Annotated in this window: 18 protein-coding genes; 6 read left to right on the top strand and 12 right to left on the bottom strand. The window is 43.8% G+C overall.

From position 1 onward, the window contains the following. Positions 1 to 97 precede the first annotated feature (97 nt). Positions 98 to 2938, bottom strand: a complete 2841-nt coding sequence (uvrA, locus tag VRU48_RS18385; protein WP_330109386.1) for an excinuclease ABC subunit UvrA — start codon at positions 2936 to 2938, stop codon at positions 98 to 100. Between the two features lie 329 nt (positions 2939 to 3267). On the opposite strand from uvrA, the gene fabV reads away from it, so the two are divergent. After that, complete coding sequence (gene fabV, locus VRU48_RS18380; protein WP_330109385.1) at positions 3268 to 4470, top strand: enoyl-ACP reductase FabV; 1203 nt, start codon at positions 3268 to 3270, stop codon at positions 4468 to 4470. A 69-nt stretch (positions 4471 to 4539) separates the two neighbouring features. On the opposite strand, the gene VRU48_RS18375 is transcribed toward fabV, so the two are convergent. The 3 genes from VRU48_RS18375 to VRU48_RS18365 form a co-directional block, all read right to left on the bottom strand. After that, a complete protein-coding gene (locus tag VRU48_RS18375; protein WP_330109384.1) occupies positions 4540 to 4956 on the bottom strand; it encodes an arsenate reductase ArsC in 417 nt (138 codons plus the stop codon). A gap of 135 nt (positions 4957 to 5091) precedes the next feature. Then, entirely contained in the window at positions 5092 to 5565 is a 474-nt protein-coding gene (locus tag VRU48_RS18370; protein ID WP_330109383.1) for a DUF6428 family protein, read from the bottom strand. A gap of 16 nt (positions 5566 to 5581) precedes the next feature. Further along, complete coding sequence (locus VRU48_RS18365) at positions 5582 to 5914, bottom strand: ArsR/SmtB family transcription factor (RefSeq protein WP_330109382.1); 333 nt, start codon at positions 5912 to 5914, stop codon at positions 5582 to 5584. Positions 5915 to 5992: 78 nt separating this feature from the next. On the opposite strand from VRU48_RS18365, the gene VRU48_RS18360 reads away from it, so the two are divergent. Beyond that, complete coding sequence (locus VRU48_RS18360) at positions 5993 to 6880, top strand: pirin family protein (protein WP_330109381.1); 888 nt, start codon at positions 5993 to 5995, stop codon at positions 6878 to 6880. 252 nt (positions 6881 to 7132) lie between these two features. Here the strand turns inward: VRU48_RS18360 and VRU48_RS18355 are convergent, their stop codons facing one another. Next, on the bottom strand, positions 7133 to 8185 hold the full coding sequence (locus VRU48_RS18355; RefSeq protein WP_330109380.1) for a ferredoxin--NADP reductase: 1053 nt from the start codon (positions 8183 to 8185) through the stop codon (positions 7133 to 7135). Between the two features lie 109 nt (positions 8186 to 8294). Next, a complete protein-coding gene (locus tag VRU48_RS18350; RefSeq protein WP_330109379.1) occupies positions 8295 to 9068 on the bottom strand; it encodes a lytic transglycosylase domain-containing protein in 774 nt (257 codons plus the stop codon). Positions 9069 to 9287: 219 nt separating this feature from the next. On the opposite strand from VRU48_RS18350, the gene VRU48_RS18345 reads away from it, so the two are divergent. Then, positions 9288 to 10583: a pseudouridine synthase gene (locus VRU48_RS18345; protein ID WP_330109378.1), complete on the top strand. Its 1296-nt coding sequence runs from the start codon at positions 9288 to 9290 to the stop codon at positions 10581 to 10583. A gap of 76 nt (positions 10584 to 10659) precedes the next feature. After that, positions 10660 to 11769, top strand: a complete 1110-nt coding sequence (locus VRU48_RS18340) for a lactonase family protein (protein WP_330109377.1) — start codon at positions 10660 to 10662, stop codon at positions 11767 to 11769. A 23-nt stretch (positions 11770 to 11792) separates the two neighbouring features. On the opposite strand, the gene bshA is transcribed toward VRU48_RS18340, so the two are convergent. The 4 genes from bshA to tilS all read right to left on the bottom strand — a co-directional run bounded on the left by bshA (position 11793) and on the right by tilS (position 15670). Then, complete coding sequence (gene bshA, locus VRU48_RS18335) at positions 11793 to 12932, bottom strand: N-acetyl-alpha-D-glucosaminyl L-malate synthase BshA (protein ID WP_330109376.1); 1140 nt, start codon at positions 12930 to 12932, stop codon at positions 11793 to 11795. Between the two features lie 208 nt (positions 12933 to 13140). Then, positions 13141 to 13725, bottom strand: coding sequence for a DUF5025 domain-containing protein (locus VRU48_RS18330; RefSeq protein WP_330109375.1), 585 nt, complete (start codon positions 13723 to 13725; stop codon positions 13141 to 13143). A gap of 131 nt (positions 13726 to 13856) precedes the next feature. Beyond that, the gene (locus tag VRU48_RS18325; protein WP_330109374.1) at positions 13857 to 14339 is read right to left on the bottom strand and encodes a hypothetical protein; all 483 of its coding nucleotides are present in this window, start codon (positions 14337 to 14339) and stop codon (positions 13857 to 13859) included. Continuing rightward, positions 14339 to 15670, bottom strand: coding sequence for a tRNA lysidine(34) synthetase TilS (gene tilS / locus VRU48_RS18320; RefSeq protein WP_330109373.1), 1332 nt, complete (start codon positions 15668 to 15670; stop codon positions 14339 to 14341). The genes VRU48_RS18325 and tilS overlap by 1 nt, the downstream gene beginning before the upstream one ends. Positions 15671 to 15833: 163 nt before the next feature. Here tilS and VRU48_RS18315 point away from each other — a divergent pair, with 163 nt between their 5' ends. Then, entirely contained in the window at positions 15834 to 18107 is a 2274-nt protein-coding gene (locus tag VRU48_RS18315) for an OstA-like protein (RefSeq protein WP_330109372.1), read from the top strand. 256 nt (positions 18108 to 18363) lie between these two features. Here VRU48_RS18315 and rdgB read toward each other — a convergent pair whose 3' ends face one another. Continuing rightward, positions 18364 to 18936 carry an RdgB/HAM1 family non-canonical purine NTP pyrophosphatase gene (rdgB, locus tag VRU48_RS18310; RefSeq protein WP_330109371.1) on the bottom strand — a complete coding sequence of 191 codons (573 nt, stop codon included), beginning with the start codon at positions 18934 to 18936 and terminating at the stop codon, positions 18364 to 18366. A 9-nt stretch (positions 18937 to 18945) separates the two neighbouring features. After that, on the bottom strand, positions 18946 to 19563 hold the full coding sequence (locus tag VRU48_RS18305; RefSeq protein ID WP_330109370.1) for a hypothetical protein: 618 nt from the start codon (positions 19561 to 19563) through the stop codon (positions 18946 to 18948). Positions 19564 to 19778: 215 nt separating this feature from the next. Between VRU48_RS18305 and VRU48_RS18300 the strand changes: the two genes are divergently transcribed. After that, the gene (locus tag VRU48_RS18300) at positions 19779 to 20264 is read left to right on the top strand and encodes a hypothetical protein (RefSeq protein WP_330109369.1); all 486 of its coding nucleotides are present in this window, start codon (positions 19779 to 19781) and stop codon (positions 20262 to 20264) included. The last annotated feature ends 50 nt before the right edge of the window (positions 20265 to 20314 follow it).

Genomic DNA, 20314 nt, shown 5'->3' with positions numbered 1-20314 from the left:
AGTTAGCAGTTGGCGATTGGCAGTTCACCAATGAGCCAATGAGCCAATGAACTAATCAGCTAAAAAACACCCCGACTTTTAAAAGTCGGGGTGTTTTTTAGCCTTCCATCTCTTTTTTCAGGAATTTTCCGGTCAAACTAATCGGGCTTTGGATCAATCCCTCTGGTGTACCTTCAAAAATAATGCGTCCGCCACCTGCTCCACCTTCTTCGCCCAAATCGATTACCCAGTCGGCGACTTTGACCACATCGAGGTTATGTTCGATTACCAAAACGGTATTACCTTTTTCTACCAATTCGTTCAGCACGCCCAACAGCACGTTGATGTCTTCAAAATGCAATCCGGTTGTAGGCTCATCAAGGATGTAAAATGTTTTGCCGGTATCTTTTTTAGAAAGCTCGGTAGCCAGTTTAACCCTTTGCGCCTCGCCACCCGACAAAGTGGTAGAAGCCTGTCCCAAACGGATATAACCCAAACCCACATCGTTTAGGGTTTTGATTTTACGGTAAATGGCCGGCATGTGCTCGAAGAAAGTACAAGCTTCTTCAATGCTCATGTCCAGTACATCACTGATGGATTTGCTCTTATAGCGAACCTCTAAAGTTTCGCGGTTATACCTTCGTCCACCACATTCTTCACAAGGAACCGCCACATCAGGCAAGAAATTCATTTCAATAACCTTCATCCCTGCACCCTGACAGGTTTCGCAACGACCGCCTTTTACGTTAAACGAGAAACGGCCTGGCTTGTAGCCTCGAATTTTCGCTTCTGGCAACTGTACAAACAGGTTCCTGATATCAGAAAAAACGCCGGTGTAGGTAGACGGATTCGATCTTGGCGTACGCCCAATCGGGGCTTGGTCAATCTCGATTACTTTATCAATTTCTTTCAATCCATTGATTTTTTCGTAAGGCAAAGGTGTTTTCTTGGCCCTGAAAAAATGATGGTTCAATATTGGATACAAGGTTTCGGTAATCAAGCTAGATTTGCCACTGCCCGATACCCCCGTTACGGCAATAAACTTGCCTAAAGGGAAATCGACAGAAACCTCTTTCAGGTTGTGGCCCGTAGCTTTAACAATAGAAAGCTTATGTCCGTTTCCTTTGCGACGTTTTTTAGGCACGGCAATACCTTTTTTGCCATTGAGATAGGCCGCAGTTAAAGTTTTCGATTTTAAGATTTGGGCTGGAGTTCCTTCGGCCACTACTTCGCCACCGCGTACGCCTGCCGCCGGACCGATATCAATCACATGGTCGGCCTCTAAAATCATGTCTTTATCGTGCTCAACCACCAAAACGGTATTGCCCAAATCGCGCAGGTTTTTCAAAGCATTGATCAGGCGTTCGTTGTCGCGCTGGTGCAAACCTATGCTTGGCTCATCCAAAATATACATCACGTTCATCAATTGCGAACCGATCTGGGTAGCCAAACGGATGCGTTGCGCCTCGCCTCCCGACAAAGTACGGGCGGTACGGTCGAGCGAAAGATAATTCAGGCCTACATCGGTCAAAAAGCCAATCCTCGACCTGATTTCCTTCAAAATTTCCTTGGCAATGGTATTTTGTCTTTCGTTTAGTCGGTCTTCTACATTTTCGAACCATCCTTTTAACGTAAGGATATCCATTTCGGCCAGCTCGAAAATATTCTTGCCATCTACCTTAAAATGTAGGCTTTCTTTCTTTAAACGGGCGCCGTTACATTCCGGACAGATTTTCAATTTGCGGAAGCTATCCATATCGTCGGCTTCTTCGCCCCTGCGCTCCTGTTGTTCTTCCAGCAATTTGATAATCCCGTCGAACGTAATCTGGTAGTTCTGCACGTTCCATTTATTGTATTCGACAGCAACACTCAACAATTCGTGCGTACCGTTTAAGATGATGTCGATGTTTTCATCGCCCAGTTTTTCTAAAGGCGTTGATAGCGAGAAGTTGTATTTTTTGGCCAAGGCTTTCAATACCTGGAACATCCATACGTCGCGGTACTCGCCCAAGGGCGCCAAACCACCGTTAATGATGCTCAGCTTCATGTTGGGCATTACCGATTCCTTATCGACCACAAAAATGTAGCCCAAGCCGTCGCAACGCTCGCAGGCCCCGTAGGGCGAGTTGAACGAGAAGCTATTTGGCTGGGGTTCATCGTAAGAAATACCGGTAGTTGGGCACATCAAAAAACGACTGAAATGCGCCACATTGTTTTCCTTATCGCTGATTTTGATGATTCCCTTGCCCAAGCGCATGGCAGTTTGGATGCTATCCAACAGGCGTTTGTGGTCTTTTTCGTCGATGATCAAACGATCAACCACAATTTCGATATCGTGTATTTTATAGCGGTCGACCTGCATTTTGGGTGTCAGGTCTTGGATTTCGCCATCAACGCGCACTTTTACATAGCCTTGCTTGCGGATCTGCTCAAACAGTTCGCGGTAATGGCCTTTACGACCTTTTACCACCGGAGCCAGAATATTGACGGCCATACCCTCAAATTTCTTATAGATATTGCGCAAGATTTGGTCTTCGCTCATGCGCTCCATTTTTTCGCCGGTATTGTACGAAAAAGCATCGGCCACGCGGGCGTAAAGCAAACGCATAAAATCGTAGATTTCGGTAATGGTGCCCACGGTTGAACGCGGGTTCTTGCTCGTTGTTTTTTGTTCGATGGCAATTACCGGACTTAAACCCGAAACCTTGTCCACATCCGGACGTTCCATACCGCCCATAAATTGTCGCGAATAGGCACTAAAAGTTTCCATGTAGCGACGCTGGCCTTCGGCATAAATGGTATCAAAAGCCAACGACGATTTGCCACTTCCACTCAGGCCCGTAATTACAACGAGCTTATTACGAGGAAAACTAACATCGATATTTTTAAGGTTATGCACTCGGGCTCCATACACTTCTACATCTTTTTGTACGCCGAGGTCGATATTGTTTTTGCTCATAAATTGGTGAATTTTCGATATTAAAAAACAGCCTGCAAAAATAACGATTTTCGGGCAGAAAAACTACCAATCTGCAAAGCTGAAAATCAGGCAGATGTCATCATTAAAATTCGTGGCCGGTGCCCCATACAAACAAGCCAAAACACAAATGGTTGGCTTTATTTTCAAACTCGAATTCTACTGCACAAAACCCGTTTTCGGCAAGCGCTTCGCAAAACATATCGCAGCATATTTGGAATGGAAAAAAATTAAGAATAGTTTTGAGGAAACAAAACAAAGCTTTGCCAATGGCGCAAGGCTGATTTAATTTTAAGAAAAGCTTAGAAATTATGATTATCGAACCTAGAATGCGAGGATTTATATGTTTAACTGCACATCCGAAAGGCTGTGAGCAAAACGTAATTAATCAAATTAACTATATCAAATCGAAAGGGGCCATCAACGGCCCGAAAAAAGTGTTGGTTATTGGCGCATCAACCGGTTTTGGCTTGGCCTCAAGAATTACCAGTGCCTTTGGTTCTGGCGCAGCCACTATTGGCGTTTACTTTGAAAAACCACCAAAAGAAGGTAAAACGGCTTCACCAGGCTGGTATAACACCGCCGCTTTCGAAACCGAAGCCCAGAAAGCAGGCTTGTATGCCAAAAGCATCAACGGCGATGCCTTCTCTAACGAAGTAAAAGCCCAAACCATCGACCTGATCAAAGCCGATTTAGGCCAAATTGATTTGGTGATCTACAGCTTGGCTTCGCCAGTAAGAACCAATCCGAAAACCGGCATTACCCATCGTTCGGTATTGAAGCCAATTGGTGGTACCTTTACCGATAAAACCGTTGATTTCCATACCGGCATTGTTTCTGAAGTATCAATCGAGCCTGCAAACGAAGAGGAAATCGAAAACACCGTAGCCGTAATGGGTGGCGAAGACTGGGAAATGTGGATCGATGCCTTAAAAGAAGCCGGCGTATTGGCTGATGGCTTTACCACGGTAGCTTATTCGTATATCGGCCCTGCCGTTACCGAAGCGGTTTACCGCAAAGGCACTATTGGTCGCGCCAAAGACCATTTAGAGGCAACTGCCTTCACCATTACCGACAAATTAAAAGATATTAACGGCAAAGGCTATGTGTCGGTAAACAAAGCTTTGGTTACACAGGCCAGCTCGGCTATTCCGGTTATTCCGTTGTACATTTCATTGCTGTACAAAATCATGAAGGCAGAAGGCATCCACGAAGGCTGTATCGAGCAGATCCAACGTTTATACCAAGATAGATTATATACTAGCGGAGCCGTTCCGGTTGACGAGAAAGGCCGAATCAGAATTGACGATTGGGAAATGCGCGAAGATGTTCAAAGCAGAGTAATCAAACTTTGGAAAGGCGCTACCACCGAAACTTTACCTGCCATTGGCGATTTGGCTGGCTATAAAACCGACTTCCTGAACCTGTTCGGTTTCGATATTGCCGGTGTTGATTACCAAGCCGATGTAAACGAAGTTGTTGACATCCCTGGATTGGTAGAAGCTGAGGCTTAAGTTATAAACTAAACACTTGTGAAGTTTTACAAATTTCGCAAGTGTAATTCCTAGCAAAACCTCGACTAATTAGTCGAGGTTTTCTTTTATAAATTCTTGGCAATAAGCCTTGATTTCGTCTCTTGTTTTGATAAAAGCAACCAAGACCTCCGTATCATCACCTTTGGCTTTTGCAGGATCTGAAAAGCTTTGATGAAACCTTTTGGCATGGCTTGGAAAAAACGGACAGTTGGCTTGGGCATGATCGCAGACCGTAATTACAAAATCAAAATCGATGTTCCGGTATTCATCAATATGATTAGAGGTATGGCTTGAAATATCGACCCCGTCTGCTTTCATTGCGATAACAGCTTTGGGATTAAGGCCATGGGTTTCAATTCCCGCACTATAAATGGTGGCCTTTTCTTTGGCGAAGAACCGCAAATAACCTTCTGCCATTTGGCTCCGGCAGCTATTGCCTGTACATAATACCAGTATCTTTTTCATAACATAGATTTAAACCAACAGCCAAATCATATTAATGATGCAAAATTTCACATCCCAGCCAAAGATCAATTGCAAGACAATTACAGCTGAAGTAATAATTAGCGGCTTCTTATATTTAATTATTTTCTCTTTCATTTAGCAGCAGCCACCGCCGGGCGTGCAGGTTCCAGAATTGGTTGTTGGTAGTTGTACCAGATTTACCTTCGGTTTTGCCGGCGGAATACCACATGCCTCGTTGGCCAAACAGGCTGTTTGCATGTTGACCAACAAAAAGTCTTTGCCGTCAAATTCCAAACTGTATTTGCCAATGGTATTGCTTTGATATTCTACTTCAATCTCCAGATCCTCCATACCCAACACCTTTTCAGAAAGACTGATAATGTTGAGCAATTTGGCCGGTTTCAGACGGTGTTCAAAGTCATCGGCATCCCACAGCTGAAAGTTGGCCCGCTTTTCGGTGCGTACCGTTCCGCCACAATCGATAAAGTGCTTGCTCACCACGCCAACTTCGGTTACATGAAAGTGCTCTGGCACAAAAGTTCCATCGGCCAATTTAAAATTAACGGCCTCAACCGTATTCAGGATATTTTTTACTGCTGATAATTTCATACTCAATATTTTTTAGTTAGCAACATTCTTTTTTCTTGGCCTGTATTTTTCCGAACACCTCTTCAAAAAAATGCTTGAATTTGGCAAACATCTCTTCGTCTATGCAATAGCAAATGGCATTGCCTTCGATATTGCCCTTGATGAGCCCGGCATTTTTAAGTTCTTTCAAATGCTGCGACACCGTTGGCTGGGCCAAAGGCAGTTCGTTTACAATATCTCCGCAAATACAGGTATCAACGCTCAGCAAAAAATCTACAATAGCTATCCTGGCCGGATGGCCCAAGGCTTTCATGATAGATGCCATTTCATTTTGCTTGGCAGTGAAGTGATCGGTTTTGGACGCGCCCATTATTTTATATTTTAATATTGCAATATTACGATAAAGATTTATATGCTCCAAATTTTTTATCTTTAAACAAAAAATCCGATGTTGAATATTCAGCTTATTATCGAAGAAAGGCCAAGTGATATTGGCAATTTTATGGTGGGCAGGTTATTGCCTTTCCGCGAGAAAAGAATGGTTGGCCCTTTCAGTTTCATCGACCATATGGGTCCGGTGGCCATGAACGACCACAACAACCTCGACATTCCGCCCCATCCGCATATTGGGCTATCAACCCTCACCTATCTTTTTGAGGGCAACATCATGCACAAAGACGGATTGGGCACACAAATAGAAATCAAGCCTGGCCAAGTCAATTGGATGACTGCCGGCAAGGGCATTGCGCATTCGGAACGTACGCCAGATTACCTGCGCAATACAGACAAAGTACTGCACGGCTTGCAGATTTGGGTGGCCTTGCCTAAGCACCTCGAACAGATGGAGCCAGAATTTTTTCATGCCGATGTGGATCAAATTCCCGCCTGGGAAGAAAACGGTGTTCGGTATAAGCTGATTGCCGGCGAAGTGATGGGGCATCAATCGCCCATTCCGGTGTATAGTCCGCTTTACTTTTTAGAACTTAAAACCTCGGCTCAACAAACCATCAAAATTGGCGACAAGCTTTTTGGCGAAAGTGCCATCTACATTTTAGAAGGTGCCGTAGAAAGCGATGGGAACAAATTTGAGCCCAAACAATTGTTAGTGGCCAAAGAAAGTTCGCTCTGCGAGTTTACCATGCATGCCCATACTACCATTTACATTTTTGGCGGCGAACCGTTTCCAGAAGAGCGTTTCATTTACTGGAATTTTGTAGCCAGCACCCGCGAACTGATCGAAGCCGCTAAAGAAAGATGGTTGGCACAAGACTATCCACCAGTTCCCAGAGAAACCGAGTTTGTACCACTTCCTCCGCAATCCAAAAACATCAAATAGTTATGATTAATTATTAAACCATTAAGAAATTAAGGCACATTGAGGCAAACAGTAACTTAGATGGACTCAGGTGTCTTAGGTGGTAAAACATTCATATCCAAACCATTAAGAAGTTAAGATACATTTAGGCAAATTCCAACTTAGGTGCCCTTAGGTGTCTTAGGTGGCAAAACAATCATATTCAAGCCATTAAGGAGTTAAGATACATTTAGGCAAAACACATCTCAGGCGTCTAAGGTGGTAACCCCCAAACTATTCCCAAGTAATGGTAGTGCCATTTACCGTAGGATGTCCGGTGCAGACCAACACACGCCCACGGGCCACTTCATCGTCGGTAAGCACTTCGTTGTAATCCATTCTCACCCCACCTTCAATACAGGTGGCTACACAGGTACTGCAAACACCACCGCTACAGCTATAGGGTAATTTAATCTTGTGCTCGAGTGCTACTTCTAAAATTCGCTTGGGATAAGGAATATCCAAATGATGTACCTTCCCCGCAAAATGAAGCACCACCGAATAAGTATTCGTATCCTTTACCTTCTCGGTCGAATCATCTTCGTCAATTTCGTCTTCGGGCAACACAAAAGTTTCGCGCTTTACCTGAACTGGCGTATAACCGGCACCAAGCAGCGTAATCCGGCAAACATCCATGTAATCGACCGGACCACAAGTATAAAAAAGTGCGTCGGCCGAACTGAAAGCCATGTTTTCTTTCACCAATTGGTTAATCAAAAAGCCATTTAGTCTGGCGCGCATCAGGTTTTTGGAATTACTGTGCAGGCGAATAATGGTCAAACGCTCAGGATAATCACGTTCCCATTGCTGAAGCTCATCCCTAAACAAAGTATCTTCGGCAGAACGGCTACTGTAAATCAGTACGATTTTAGAAGACTGCTCGCTAAGCAATGCCGTTTTGAGGATCGAAAAAAGCGGCGTGATGCCAACTCCCGCGGCAAACAAAAAAACCGTTCTTTTAAGCGCTGGTGCAGGCACATAAACAAACTGTCCGTTGGGTTCGGCCGTATTAACCACATCGCCAACAGCCAATTGATGATGGATAAATCTAGAAATTTCTCCATTTTCGACCAATTTTACGGCAATTGACAAAGGCTCATCCACCACCGGCGAACTACAGAAAGAATAAGACCTTCTCAGCTCTTTACCGTTTACGTCAAAAACCAAAGTCAGGAACTGTCCTGCCACGTAGGCGAGCTTTGAGCCATCAACCGTTTCAAAATCGATAGCCAGTACTTCAGTAGGCTGTGGCCTGACGGCAATAACGCGAAGCTGGGGTGTAGACATGGGCCTAAATTACAAAATATCGGCACAACTCGGGGCAAGACCAATTCCCCAACCACAAAAAAGGCCATCAATTTTAAGATTGACGGCCTTTAATTTCGCTAAAATCAAATTACTCTACATTGCTATTGGTGCTGCCCGCATAGGCAATGAGCGCTCTTTGACCCACGTAGCCATTGCGTACGGGGTTCTCTAAAATTTCTTTGACCGAAATCAACTTGTAAACATACCCTCCTGTTTCCCGGTTTAATTTCATCTTGAAATAATTATCCTGATTTTGTCTGTTAATCTGTCTTTTCATGTGCACATCGCCTACGTTATAGGCAGCGGCTACAAGCGTCCAGCTATCAAAGATGCCATAAAGCTCTTTAATATATTTGCAGGCCGCGATGGTCGATTTTCTCAGGTTATTGCGTTCATCCACACGACTATTCACTTTAAGTCCGTAGGTACGGGCCGTTCCGGGCATAAATTGCCAATAGCCAGCCGCGCCCTTGGGCGAAGTTCCGCCTTGAAGGCCCGATTCAACCAATGGGATGTACTTAAAATCGTTAGGAATACCATATTGGGCCAAAATAGGTTCTATAATCGGAAACCATTCTGCCGCTTTGCGGTGTAAACGATTGGTTTGCAGGTTCTGGTAAGAAAAAGAGGCCAAAACCTTTTTCATCTTGCCATTTATTTTAGCGTCGCCCATGGGTAGGGTTTCTTCTGCAAATTCTAGTTGAGCTAGTGAGAAAGCCGGCTCGTCAGCTTCTTTTTTTAGGGTATTTTTGTTGTCCTTATCAAGACTTGTCTTTACTTCTGGCAGCGTATAAGCAAACACTTTTGCCATAACCAGTAATACCAAGATTACCGTACATGGAATGAGGTGTTTCTTTATCATCTTCCTCCTTTTTTTGGTGAACAAAATATACTTGGTGCGCAAAGGTACATTTTATTAACCTAATTATCAAATAGTTATGAAATTAAGTCTAAAAATCAGGCTTTAAATAACTTTAAACGCAGATTCCATTTTTCTCAATTTGGCCAAAATTTAAGGGTTTGGATTACGAGATTTTTGCTAAATTTGCATCCGCATAATTCATGCGCTTAGAGGCATATCATGATCAGAAACAACAACAGGAACAGTCGCGATGACAAGTCCAAATCGGGCAAAAGCAGTACAGGCAGAAGAACTACAGGTACAGACAAACCCCAAAGCAGGTTTAACGACAAAGAAGGAAGAGACGACAGCCGGAAATCCGGTTTCGAACCGAAAGAGAAAAGAACGTATAAACCTAGAACCGAAAGCGGTTTCAAATCCAGAGAAGGAGGAGACGACAGACGCAAGTCTAGTTTCGACCCCAAAGAAAAAAGAGCATACAAACCCAGAACAGAAGGCGGTTTTAAATCAAAAGAAGGATTTAACAAGCCTTGGGACAAAAAAGAGGGCCCTCGCCCATTCAAAGCCGCCAGCTCTAAAGACGGCATTACCGAAAGTAAACGTGGCTACGCCAAAAGAGACGATCAAAGCGGCGAAGATTTCAAATCGGGCGACAGAAGAAGTACCGCACCGAAAAGCTTCGACAGCCGTCCGTTCAGAAAAAGAGAAGAAGGCAGCTTCAAGCCACGCAAAGAAGACAAAGGCGAAAGAGTTGCCCCAGCTACCCGCAGTCGCAAACCCGCTACGTCAAAAGACGATGACCTGATTCGCCTAAACCGTTACATTGCCAATTCGGGTATCTGCTCGCGTCGCAAGGCCGACGAACTGATCGAAGCCGGCGTCATTAGCGTAAACGGTGTTCCGGTTACCGAACTGGGCCACAAAGTTGATCCATACAAAGACGAAGTACGCTACAACGGCGAAGTGCTTAAACGCGAAAAGAAAGTTTATGTGCTCTTAAACAAGCCTAAAGACTATATCACTACGACCGACGATCCGCAAGAACGCCGCACCGTAATGCAATTGGTAGAAAAAGCCAGTCGCGAGCGCATTTATCCAGTGGGCCGTTTAGACAGAAATACAACTGGCTTATTGTTAATGACCAACGATGGCGAATTGGCCGATAAACTATCGCACCCTAAAAACGGCATCACCAAAATCTATCACGTAGAACTGAACAAAAACCTGAGCCAAGGCGATTTCAACAAAATCGAATTTGGTTTGGAATTGGAAGACGGTTTGATCAAGCCCGATAATATTTCTTACGTAGCCGGAGCCTCTAAAAAAGAAATCGGCATCCAAATCCACAGTGGCAAAAACCGTATTGTACGCCGTATATTCGAACACTTGGGTTACGAGGTGGTTAAGCTTGACCGCGTGGTTTACGGAAGCCTAACCAAAAAGGATTTGCCAAGAGGCAGATGGCGCTTTTTGGAAGAGCACGAACTGATACAGATCAAACACCTGATTAAATAGGAAATTTTTAATTAAATTCACTCCATAAAGGCAACCTTAAACGTTGTCTTTTTTTATAAGCTTAAATTCCGGATCCATGAAAAAACTGTTTTTCTTTATCGTTGCCATTCTTTTTGTGGCCAATGCCAATGCACAGCATTACAACCTTTTGGTAGGCACCTATACCAACAAAGGCAATAGCGAGGGCATTTATGTGTACGACTTCAACACCCTTACCGCCGAAACCAAGTTAAAAGCCGTAGCCAAAAACGTAGTCAACCCAAGTTATTTGGCCATCAGCAAGGACAAGAAATTTGTATACAGCGTAAACGAAGACGGCAAGAACAGTGGCGTAAGTTCATTTAAATTCAACAGTACCAGTGGCGATTTAACCTTCATCAACAAAAAAGCATCAGAAGGCGCAGATCCTTGCTACATCAGTGTTGACGATAAAAACGTGATCCTGGCTAATTATAGTGGTGGCACCATCAGCGTGTTTGGTCGCCATGCCGACGGCTCTTTAAGCGATGCCAAACAGGTCATCAAGCACACGGGCAAAAGCATCGATCCTCAAAAAAGGCAGGAAAGCGCGCATGTGCATATGGTACAGTTTACGCCAGACAAGAAATACCTCATTTCGAATGATTTGGGCGAAGATCAAATCTATAGCTACAACTACAATCCCAATAGTGCCAATAAGGTATTAAGCATCAAAACTGTAATCAAAACCAACGCAGGAACAGGCCCAAGGCATTTAACTTTTAGCCCCAATGGCCGTTTTGCATATTTGGTACACGAATTTAACGGCAGCATTACCGCTTTTGTATATGCCAACGGTAACCTCAAAAAAATACAGGAAATTGCAACGACTGGCAAAGATTTTGCCGGCAAGATTGACGGGGCCGACATCCACGTGAGTGCCGATGGCAAATTCCTTTACGAAAGCAACCGTGGCGATGCCAACACCATCAATGTATTTGCAATTTTGCCTACAGGCATTTTAAGGTTTGTAGAAAGCGTAAGCTCATTGGGCAAAGGCCCACGTAATTTCAGCATCGACCCGTCTGGCAAGTTTGTGCTGGTGGCCCATCAATACACCAACGATGTGGTGATTTTTAACCGCAACAGCATCACAGGCAAACTCACCGATAGCGGCAAACGAATAAATGTTGGCGTTCCGGTATGCCTCTTATTTAGCAAACCTTAATGAGGTCGCTCCAGTAAAATAACTTAGTTAGCTAGCAGCGATTGCTGCAGTATTTCGTTGTAATAATCGACGTACATGGGCAATATTTTCTTCAAATCGAAGTCTTTGGCCCTGGTTAAGGCATTTTCCTTAAAATAGGCCAATACATCTTCATTGCTCAGAATGGTAATGGCTTTATTGGCCATGTCGTCTATATCGCCCACATTGCACATGTAGCCACAAAAATCGTCGATATTCAATTCTGGCAATCCGCCGGCATTCGAAGTAATCACCGGAACCTTGCAAGCCATCGCTTCCAGGGCTGCCAAACCAAAACTCTCCGATTCGGAAGGCATGATAAAGAGGTCGGAAACCGAAAGGATTTCTTCAACCGCATCCTGCTTGCCCAAAAACCTTACGTTCTCGCAAATGTTCAATTCCCTGCAAAGCTGTTCGTTGGCCGTACGCTCGGGGCCGTCGCCGACCATTAGTAGTTTAGATGGAATGCGTTCCTGCACCTTTTGGAACATTTTGATAACATCTTCCGTACGCTTTACCTTCCTGAAGTTGGAGGTATGGATCAGGATGCGTTCGTTATTGGGCGCAATGGCCTTTTTGAAATGGTCTTTAGGTTTCAGGCTAAAGCGGGCAAAATCGATAAAATTCGGAATAACCTTAATTTCTTTTTTAATGTCGAAGTGCTTGTAGGTATCTTCCTTAAGGTCTTGCGAAACCGTCGTTACGCCATCGCTCTGATTGATAGAAAAAGTAACCACTGGTTTGTAGGTAGCGTCTTTGCCCACCAAAGTAATATCGGTGCCGTGCAGTGTGGTTACAAACGGAATATTGATGCCATAGGTAGCCAAAATCTGCTTGGCCATAAAAGCAGCCGAGGCATGCGGAATGGCATAATGTACATGCAAGAGATCTAGCTGTTCAAACCTTACCACATCTACCAGCTTGCTGGCCAGGGCCGATTCGTAAGGAGCGTAATCAAACAGCGGATAATCTCTCACCGAAACCTCGTGGTAAAACAGGTTGGCCGAGAAAAAATCGAGCCGGGCCGGTTGGCTATAAGTGATGAAATGAACCTGATGGCCTTCGTTAGCCAGTGCCTTGCCTAACTCTGTAGCTACTACACCGCTACCGCCAAAGGTAGGATAACAAACAATTCCTATTTTCATCTGGTTGTTTTCTTTTAATAAGCTAAATAAATATTCAATTTAATCAAAATCAGATTAAATTAACGAAAGCAAATTAACCTATATCTTATGTATTATTTGTTATCTATTGGTAATAAAATAGAGACGCATAACAAAAGATGGGAAAAGGGAATGTGGGCGTATTTGGAGCAACACTTGCAAAGTTTACGAACCTCGCAAGTGTTATGGTTTAATAACGGACCTCGAATTTTCCGTTCTTGATCACGATCGAATCCTGCAGGTTTTTCTCATTGTACAAGGTGCCGTTTAACGTACCGCCTACAATGGGCACACCACTTCCGTAAACGAACTGGTACTTGGTTATTCCTACTTCAAAAGGCTTTTTGTTTACCTGGGGCACGTACAGGCTCCAACTTCCATTATCCAGCTTTTTAGACAACCCGATGTAGGTACCAAAAGTTTCATAATACTTTACTTGTCCGCTAATTTGATAGGCTTTGGGCTCGATGTCGAAGATTTGAAATCTTAATCTTGTTTCGATTAAATCCGTTGCTTTGTCATTAGGCAACTGCACATTAACCGTATACATATCTACCGTTTCTCCCTTGCCGTTTCCTACCCCGGTCCATTGCCCCTGAAAGACAGACCGGTTCTTGTCTATCGAATTTCGAATGGCCACCTGTTGCCCGCCAATTTGGGCATCAAAAAATTGGATGTACTCTTCTTTTTGAGGCTTTTTTGCAATATCGTCCTTCTTGCAAGCCGTAAACAGCAGTGCCGTGAGCACTGTTGACAATAGCAGTGAATTTTTCATGTTTCATTTCTTTGTGTGTGTACCAAATATAATGAAATACGATTGACAATTAAAAGCGGAGATGCATGATGGGAGAAACACTTGCGAAGTTTTAAAAACTTCGCAAGTGTACTTTACTCGAGTATTTTAAACTAGCTTTTCATTTCAGACTGGATCACCAGGTACATTTCGTTGGGCCTTTGGGTACCGATGAAATATTCGAGGCCGTCCCTATCGGTTAGCACAATGGCATCCTTACCAGAAGAATAGAACCTGATGCTGCCTTTTCGGTGCAGGTTGTAAACCGGATTATTAAAAAAGTAATTGCTGTAAGTAGCTTTGCGCACTTTTACGATGCTGTTCAGGTCAATTTTGACGCGCTTGGCCGTCCAAAGTCCGTCGATAATTACGCTTTTGTTTTCGATGCGGGTTTTATATTGGATCAGGAACAGCAGGATAATCGAAACGCCAATAATGCCAAAGCCCACGACCAGAAAAAGATCTACGGTATTATCTCTATCGCGCTCATAAACATAAGCCCCAAAACAAAAAGCGGCCATTACCAAACGGATGGCAATGCGGATATAATCGCGCCCAATGTATTGTTTTTCGATATAAACGTGCTTTTGATCCATTATTGATTTAACAGTTCGAATATAGCAACTTTTTTTGTTGTTGCATTGACTTTATATCTATTGTCTTGCCTTAATCCGGCTACCCAAATAATTTCGCCGTTGCCGTTAATCAGCAAAGGAATGCGTTCTTTTTGGGGCAGCGGTACTTTCTCGTCGATCAAAAAATCGCTCAGCTTTTTAAACTGCCTCATTCCCAAGGGCATAAACCTGTCGCCATCTTGTCTAAAACGCAATATCAACGGAAAAATAAGCTGCGCAACATCTACGTAGGCCTTATTGGGGTTGGTTTCGTACACATTCGCTTCTACATAAGAAAGTGCAATTTCCTGATCGCCAATCCAGCTCTTACCGTCTTGCGGGTGCACGAGGCAATGCCCTTCGTTCTTCTTTTCCACTGACGAAATAATCAATGTTTCCCTATCAATTGTTGCACGGTGACTTGAACTGTAAAAAGAAGTACCGCTCTGCTTATCGAGCGATTGCAAAATCTCGTTTACCACATTGGCGCTGAAATTGAAGGGTTTCAGCAATTCGAACAGCAAAAGTTTTTGAGGTTTCAGCTCCTTGATTTTAGCGATTTTGATATGGCAATCGCCATGCGCCTCCCTTAGCAGTGCCTGCCGGGTTTCGGCCACTACACGCTGTACCAATTCTTCCGTTTCGGCAAAACGCTCCATATTCTGCACAAAGGTTTGCTCCAGCTTGGGATTGAGTTCCTGCAATTGCGGAATTACCGCTAAACGAATACGGTTACGGGCATATTTGCTGCTCTCGTTAGAGCTGTCTTCTACAAAACTGATGTTGTTTTCGTCTACCAAATGGTCAATTTCCTGGCGCGACAGGAACAACAAAGGCCTGATCAATTGCTCTCGCTTCGGCAAAATGCCGTGCATGCCACTGATGCCGGTGCCTCTAACCAGGTTAAGCAACAGCGTTTCAATCGAATCGTTTTGATGATGGGCCAAGGCAATATAATCGTAGCCCAATTCTTGTCGCAACTGTTCAAACCATTGATAGCGAAGTTCACGCGCCGCCATTTGCGTCGACAGCTGATGCGTATCGGCATATTCGCTGGTGTTGAAGTGCGCAATTGCTATTGGTACGCCCAAATCGGCAGCCAGCAATTTCACAAAACTCTCGTCGCGCCGCGATTCGTCGCCACGCAAATTAAAATTGCAGTGCGCAATACTAAAACGAAATCCGGCGAGTTTAAATAGCTGTGCCATCAATACCGAATCCTTGCCCCCGCTCACGGCCAAGAGAATTTGATCTTCCGGCTCAAAAAGGGCATTCTTTTTGATATAAGCGATGAACTGGGTCAGTGGCAACATAATCCAAAATTATCTATTTTATAACGATTGTACTTAAAATATAGAACAAAAAACGCTTCGGCAAAGCCAAACGGGTTAAAATGAAAGGTAAAAGCCTTTGCCTAACCCTAAAACAAAAGAATTAATCGGCTGAAAATACTAAGCAAAAACTTAACTTTGTAACGTGCAGAAATTACGCTTTTTCTTTCTTCTAGTCCTTTTGCCCAACTTGCTGCTCGCGCAACAACGCACCAAGATCATCCTGCAAGGTTCGAGCCAGGCCAAGGTAGATACGAAAACGAATATCACTTATGTTAAAAATCCTATTTTCAGACAGGATAATGCAATCTTAACTTGCGACAGTGCCGTTTTCTATACCGAAAGAAATTTTTTCGAAGCCTATAAAAACGTACACATCAACCAAGGCGACACCGTCAATATCTTTTCCGATTTTCTCGATTACGATGGCAATGCCAAATTAGCCCACCTCAACAGCAATGTACGAATGGTGGATCCTACTTCGGTGCTCACCACCAATGTGCTCGACTACAACATGAATACCCGCATTGGCACTTATACTGATGGCGGAAAAATAGTAAACAAGGAGGGCATCACCCTAACCAGTAAAAAAGGCTGGTACTTCGCCTTTAGTAAAGATGCTTTTTTCAGGTACAATGTAGTGGTGGTAACGCCACAAAGCGTCATTAAATCAGATACCCTGCGTTATAACACCCTAAGCAATTGGACTTATTTTTACGGACCAACCAACATTAAGGGCAAAGACGATAACCTTTATACCGAAAACGGGCTTTATAATACCAAAACTGAAAATGCCTATTTCGACAAGCACAATCTCTACACCAATGGTTCGAGATCGCTAAAGGGCGATAGCTTATATTATTATGGCAAAAAAGGCTACGCCAAAGCGGTAAGGAATATCGTTTACATCGATACTTCTGATAAAACAGTAATGCGCGGCCAGCTTGGCGAGTATTATAAGGGTGACGAGCGGGTTTTGGTGACCAAAAATGCCTATGTGGCTATAGGAACCGACGATTCGGTCATGGTGGGCAACAAGAAAATACCCGATACGCTTTGGCTGGGCGCCGATAGCCTCGAGGCACAGAAATCCTTCGTCAAAAACATCAAGCTGCTCAACAAGCCCATTATTGAAAAAGACAACGAAATAGGTGCCGAAGACGAAAAGGCCAAGGAGGAAAAGGAAAAAGAGAAAGCCGCGGCCAAAAAGGAAATGGCCAATGCCAAGCTTTTAAACAAAGCTGTTGTATCCAACGAGAGTACCAAGAAATTAAGCCGAAAGGAAAGAAAAGAAGCCGAACAGAAGGCAAAAGATACCAAAAACACGAGTCCGCCAAAACTGGTGGCCGACAGCATATTGCTCACCAAGGCTAAGCTCCGGCTCGATAGCATCAAGCAAGACAGCCTGCTAAACCTGCAAAAGCAGCAAGCGCTGATCAAGACCAAAGACAGCTTAAAAACTGCTCAAAAAGTAGCAGATAGCTTGAAAAAGATTGCTGTATCTGGCAAAAAACCGGCAATTGCTGATCCAAAGGCAAAAGCTGTAGTGGCCAATAAAGCCAATCCTGTTGGCAAAGGGGGCAAGGATAGTGTAGCCGTGTTTAATCCTGCCGATACCGTTACCGCCAGGGTCATCAAGGCTTACCATAATGTAAGGGTATACAAATCGAATATGCAGGCCATTGCCGATTCGCTGTACTACACTTCGGCCGATTCGGTATTGCGCTGGTACAAAAACCCTATTTTATGGTCTGACGGCTCCCAGCAAACGGGCGACACTATTAACGTATTCTTTAAAAACAAGAAGACACACAGTTTTCAGGTATTGCAAAATGCTTTTATTGTAAACCTCGAAACCGATACTACCAAGTTTAACCAGGTAAAGGGCAAAAAGATTACCGGCTTTTTTCAAAATGGCGAACTGCGCGATATGTATGTAGACGGCAACGCCGAAAGCATGTACTACAACAAAGACAAAAATGGCAATTACGACAACCTGAACCAAACGGTGAGTGGCCGTATCAAATTCAGGTTTGCCGACAAGGAGCTTTCTGAGGTTACCATTATCAAGAAAAACGAGGGCACCATGTTCCCTATCGATAAAATGCCAAAAGAACCTTTGCTTACCGGCTTTATCTGGAAACCAGAATTGAGACCAAGAAGCAAAGCCGATGTGATTAAAGGCAGGCCGAAGCCCAAAGCTACGCCCAAAACGGTTCCGGGCGACAAATCGAAGGTGGGCGATAAAACCAAGGGTGTTGATCCCAGTGGAGTGAGGCCTATACTGCCCGCCAAAAAACCAGCTGCCAGTACTAACCCAAAAGAGGCCGAGCAAAAACCTACTCTGCCTAGCAAGCCTTTAGAAATGGTACCGGTAAAAACCGATACTGGAAAAGTCGTTTTACCTAAAAAAGGTTAACGATGAGAAATGGCACAACCTGAAGCGGGATTCGGCTATTTTAAGCGTAACACAGCGTTTCATTAAAAACTTCATGCACTTAATTCTACATGATTTAGATAGGATTGCTTTACCATCTAGGGCAGCTAAGTTACAGTTTGCCTAAATGCACCTTAATTTCTTAATGGTTTAAATATAATTGCTTTACCATCTAAGACACCTAAGTTACAGCTTGCCTAAATGCGCCTTAATTTCTTAATGGCTTAAAGAGAAAGACTTATCCCTTTAAAAAAGCGATGAGCTGTTGCATGGCCAAAGCCCGGTGGCTAATTTTGTTTTTCAGCTCCAAATCCATTTCGGCAAAGGTTATATTATAGCCTTCGGGTTCGAAAATCGGATCGTAGCCAAAGCCATTGGTGCCTACGGGCTCTTGTCTGATTTGTCCATTAATCACTCCTTCAAACAAATGGTTTTGTCCGTTTTGCATGAGCGAGATTACGGTTTTGAAACGTGCTTTGCGGTTGGTTACACCCTCCATTTTCTGCAAGAGAAATTCGAGGTTGGTTTGATCGTTTCTAACGCCACTGTAGCGCGCCGAATAAATGCCGGGTTCGTTATTCAGGGCCTCTACCTCTAAGCCACTATCGTCGGCAAAGCAATCCAGCTGGAAGTTTTCGACCACATAGCTGCTTTTCAGCGTTGCATTTTCGGCAAAAGTATGGCCTGTTTCCGGAATATCAACCTCGCAACCAATACCCGTCAGGTTTAGCACCTCATAGGCAGGTGCCAGCAGGTTGCTCACCTCTACTGTTTTATGGGCGTTATTGGTGGCAAAAACAAGTTTTTTCATAAGGTTTGATTACTTTTTGAGTTGCTGCAAGCTACCCCAAAGCACTTTTTTGCTCTGCTGGTCGCTATCCAGGCTGTGCAGGTTATGGGTAAAAACGAATTGGATATTTTCGAGCATAGCCAATTGGTGCAAAGGCTGTTCGGCCAGGTCGAGCTGTTGGGCAGTTACGCCAAAAGACAGCACCAGTTTGCAACTAAAGAAAGTGCTCAAATCCTGAAATTTGGCTTCAACGTAATTCGCATAATTGACCAAGGCAAAATCGTTGGCCGTAAGGTCAATGGCTTTCACTAATTTGCGCAACAGTTCCCTTCCCTGTTCTGTACTCACCTCGTTCACGTTGTCGTTAACCAAAATGAGGATCTGTTTCTGGTTTTTGCCCAAAAATTTGAAATCAAAACTGGTTTTTGCAACTGTTTGCGGGCTTGGCATAGTAGGCAAGGACACCACCTTTTCGGTCGTTGGTACAGGTTCGGCCTTGGGTAAGGCAACAGGAGCCTGCTCGGGCGCTTGGCTGGGCACAACCCTAAGTGGTTCAACAGAAGTCGCTTGCACATCTTGCTGCACCAAATAAACGTCTTCAGTAAAAAATAAACGTAAAGCTTCTGCGTTATTGGTAAGTTGGTTCACCTTCTTCTCTTTTCTGTTGAAATTATTTTCTGTTAAAATTAGTTAAATATCTTATTATAGCGCCTTAAATTATTACTTTTATCCATTAAAATTTATAGCTGTTGTCTCTTGTGAGAAAAGTCTGTTGCATTTTTATTTTCTGTTCTTTGGTCCATGTTGCTTTTGCCCAAAATGTTGCCTCCGTTAATGGCAAATCCATCAGCAGCAAAGAGTTTATGTGGGTCTACAAAAAAAATCATGCAGGGGTGGCCAGTGCCTCCTACCAAGACTTGGCTGCCTACCTTAACCTGTACATTAACTTCAAATTAAAGGTAATGGACGCCAAGGCGATGGGACTGGATGCCGATACAGCCTATAAAAAAGAAATTAATGGTTACGAAGATGCCCTGAAAGCGCAGAAAAAAACCTCGCCCAAAAACATCGAGTACAACTTCATTATGAACGAGTACCGCGAAGGTGTGCTGATGTTCAATGTTTCGGAAAAGAAAATCTGGAGCAAGGTACAGGACGACGAAACTCAAATCCATAATTTCTATAGCAAAAACGCAGGCAATTATGCCGGCAAAAGCTTTGAAGATGTCCGCGGACAGGTCATTGCCGACTACCAGCAAAACCTCGAAGACCAATGGATCAAATCTTTAAGAGCCAAATATACCGTAAAGGTAAACGACGACGAACTTAGAAAGCTGGCCAAGCCCTAAAAGCCCTGTGTTAGCCGAATAATATTAACTTTGCAACAGAAATAATTGAA

The sequence above is a fragment of the Pedobacter albus genome (assembly GCF_036324255.1).
Classification (GTDB): domain Bacteria; phylum Bacteroidota; class Bacteroidia; order Sphingobacteriales; family Sphingobacteriaceae; genus Pedobacter; species Pedobacter albus.
Note: the sequence above shows the minus strand (reverse complement) of the source record. Positions and strands in the feature narration are given on the sequence as shown.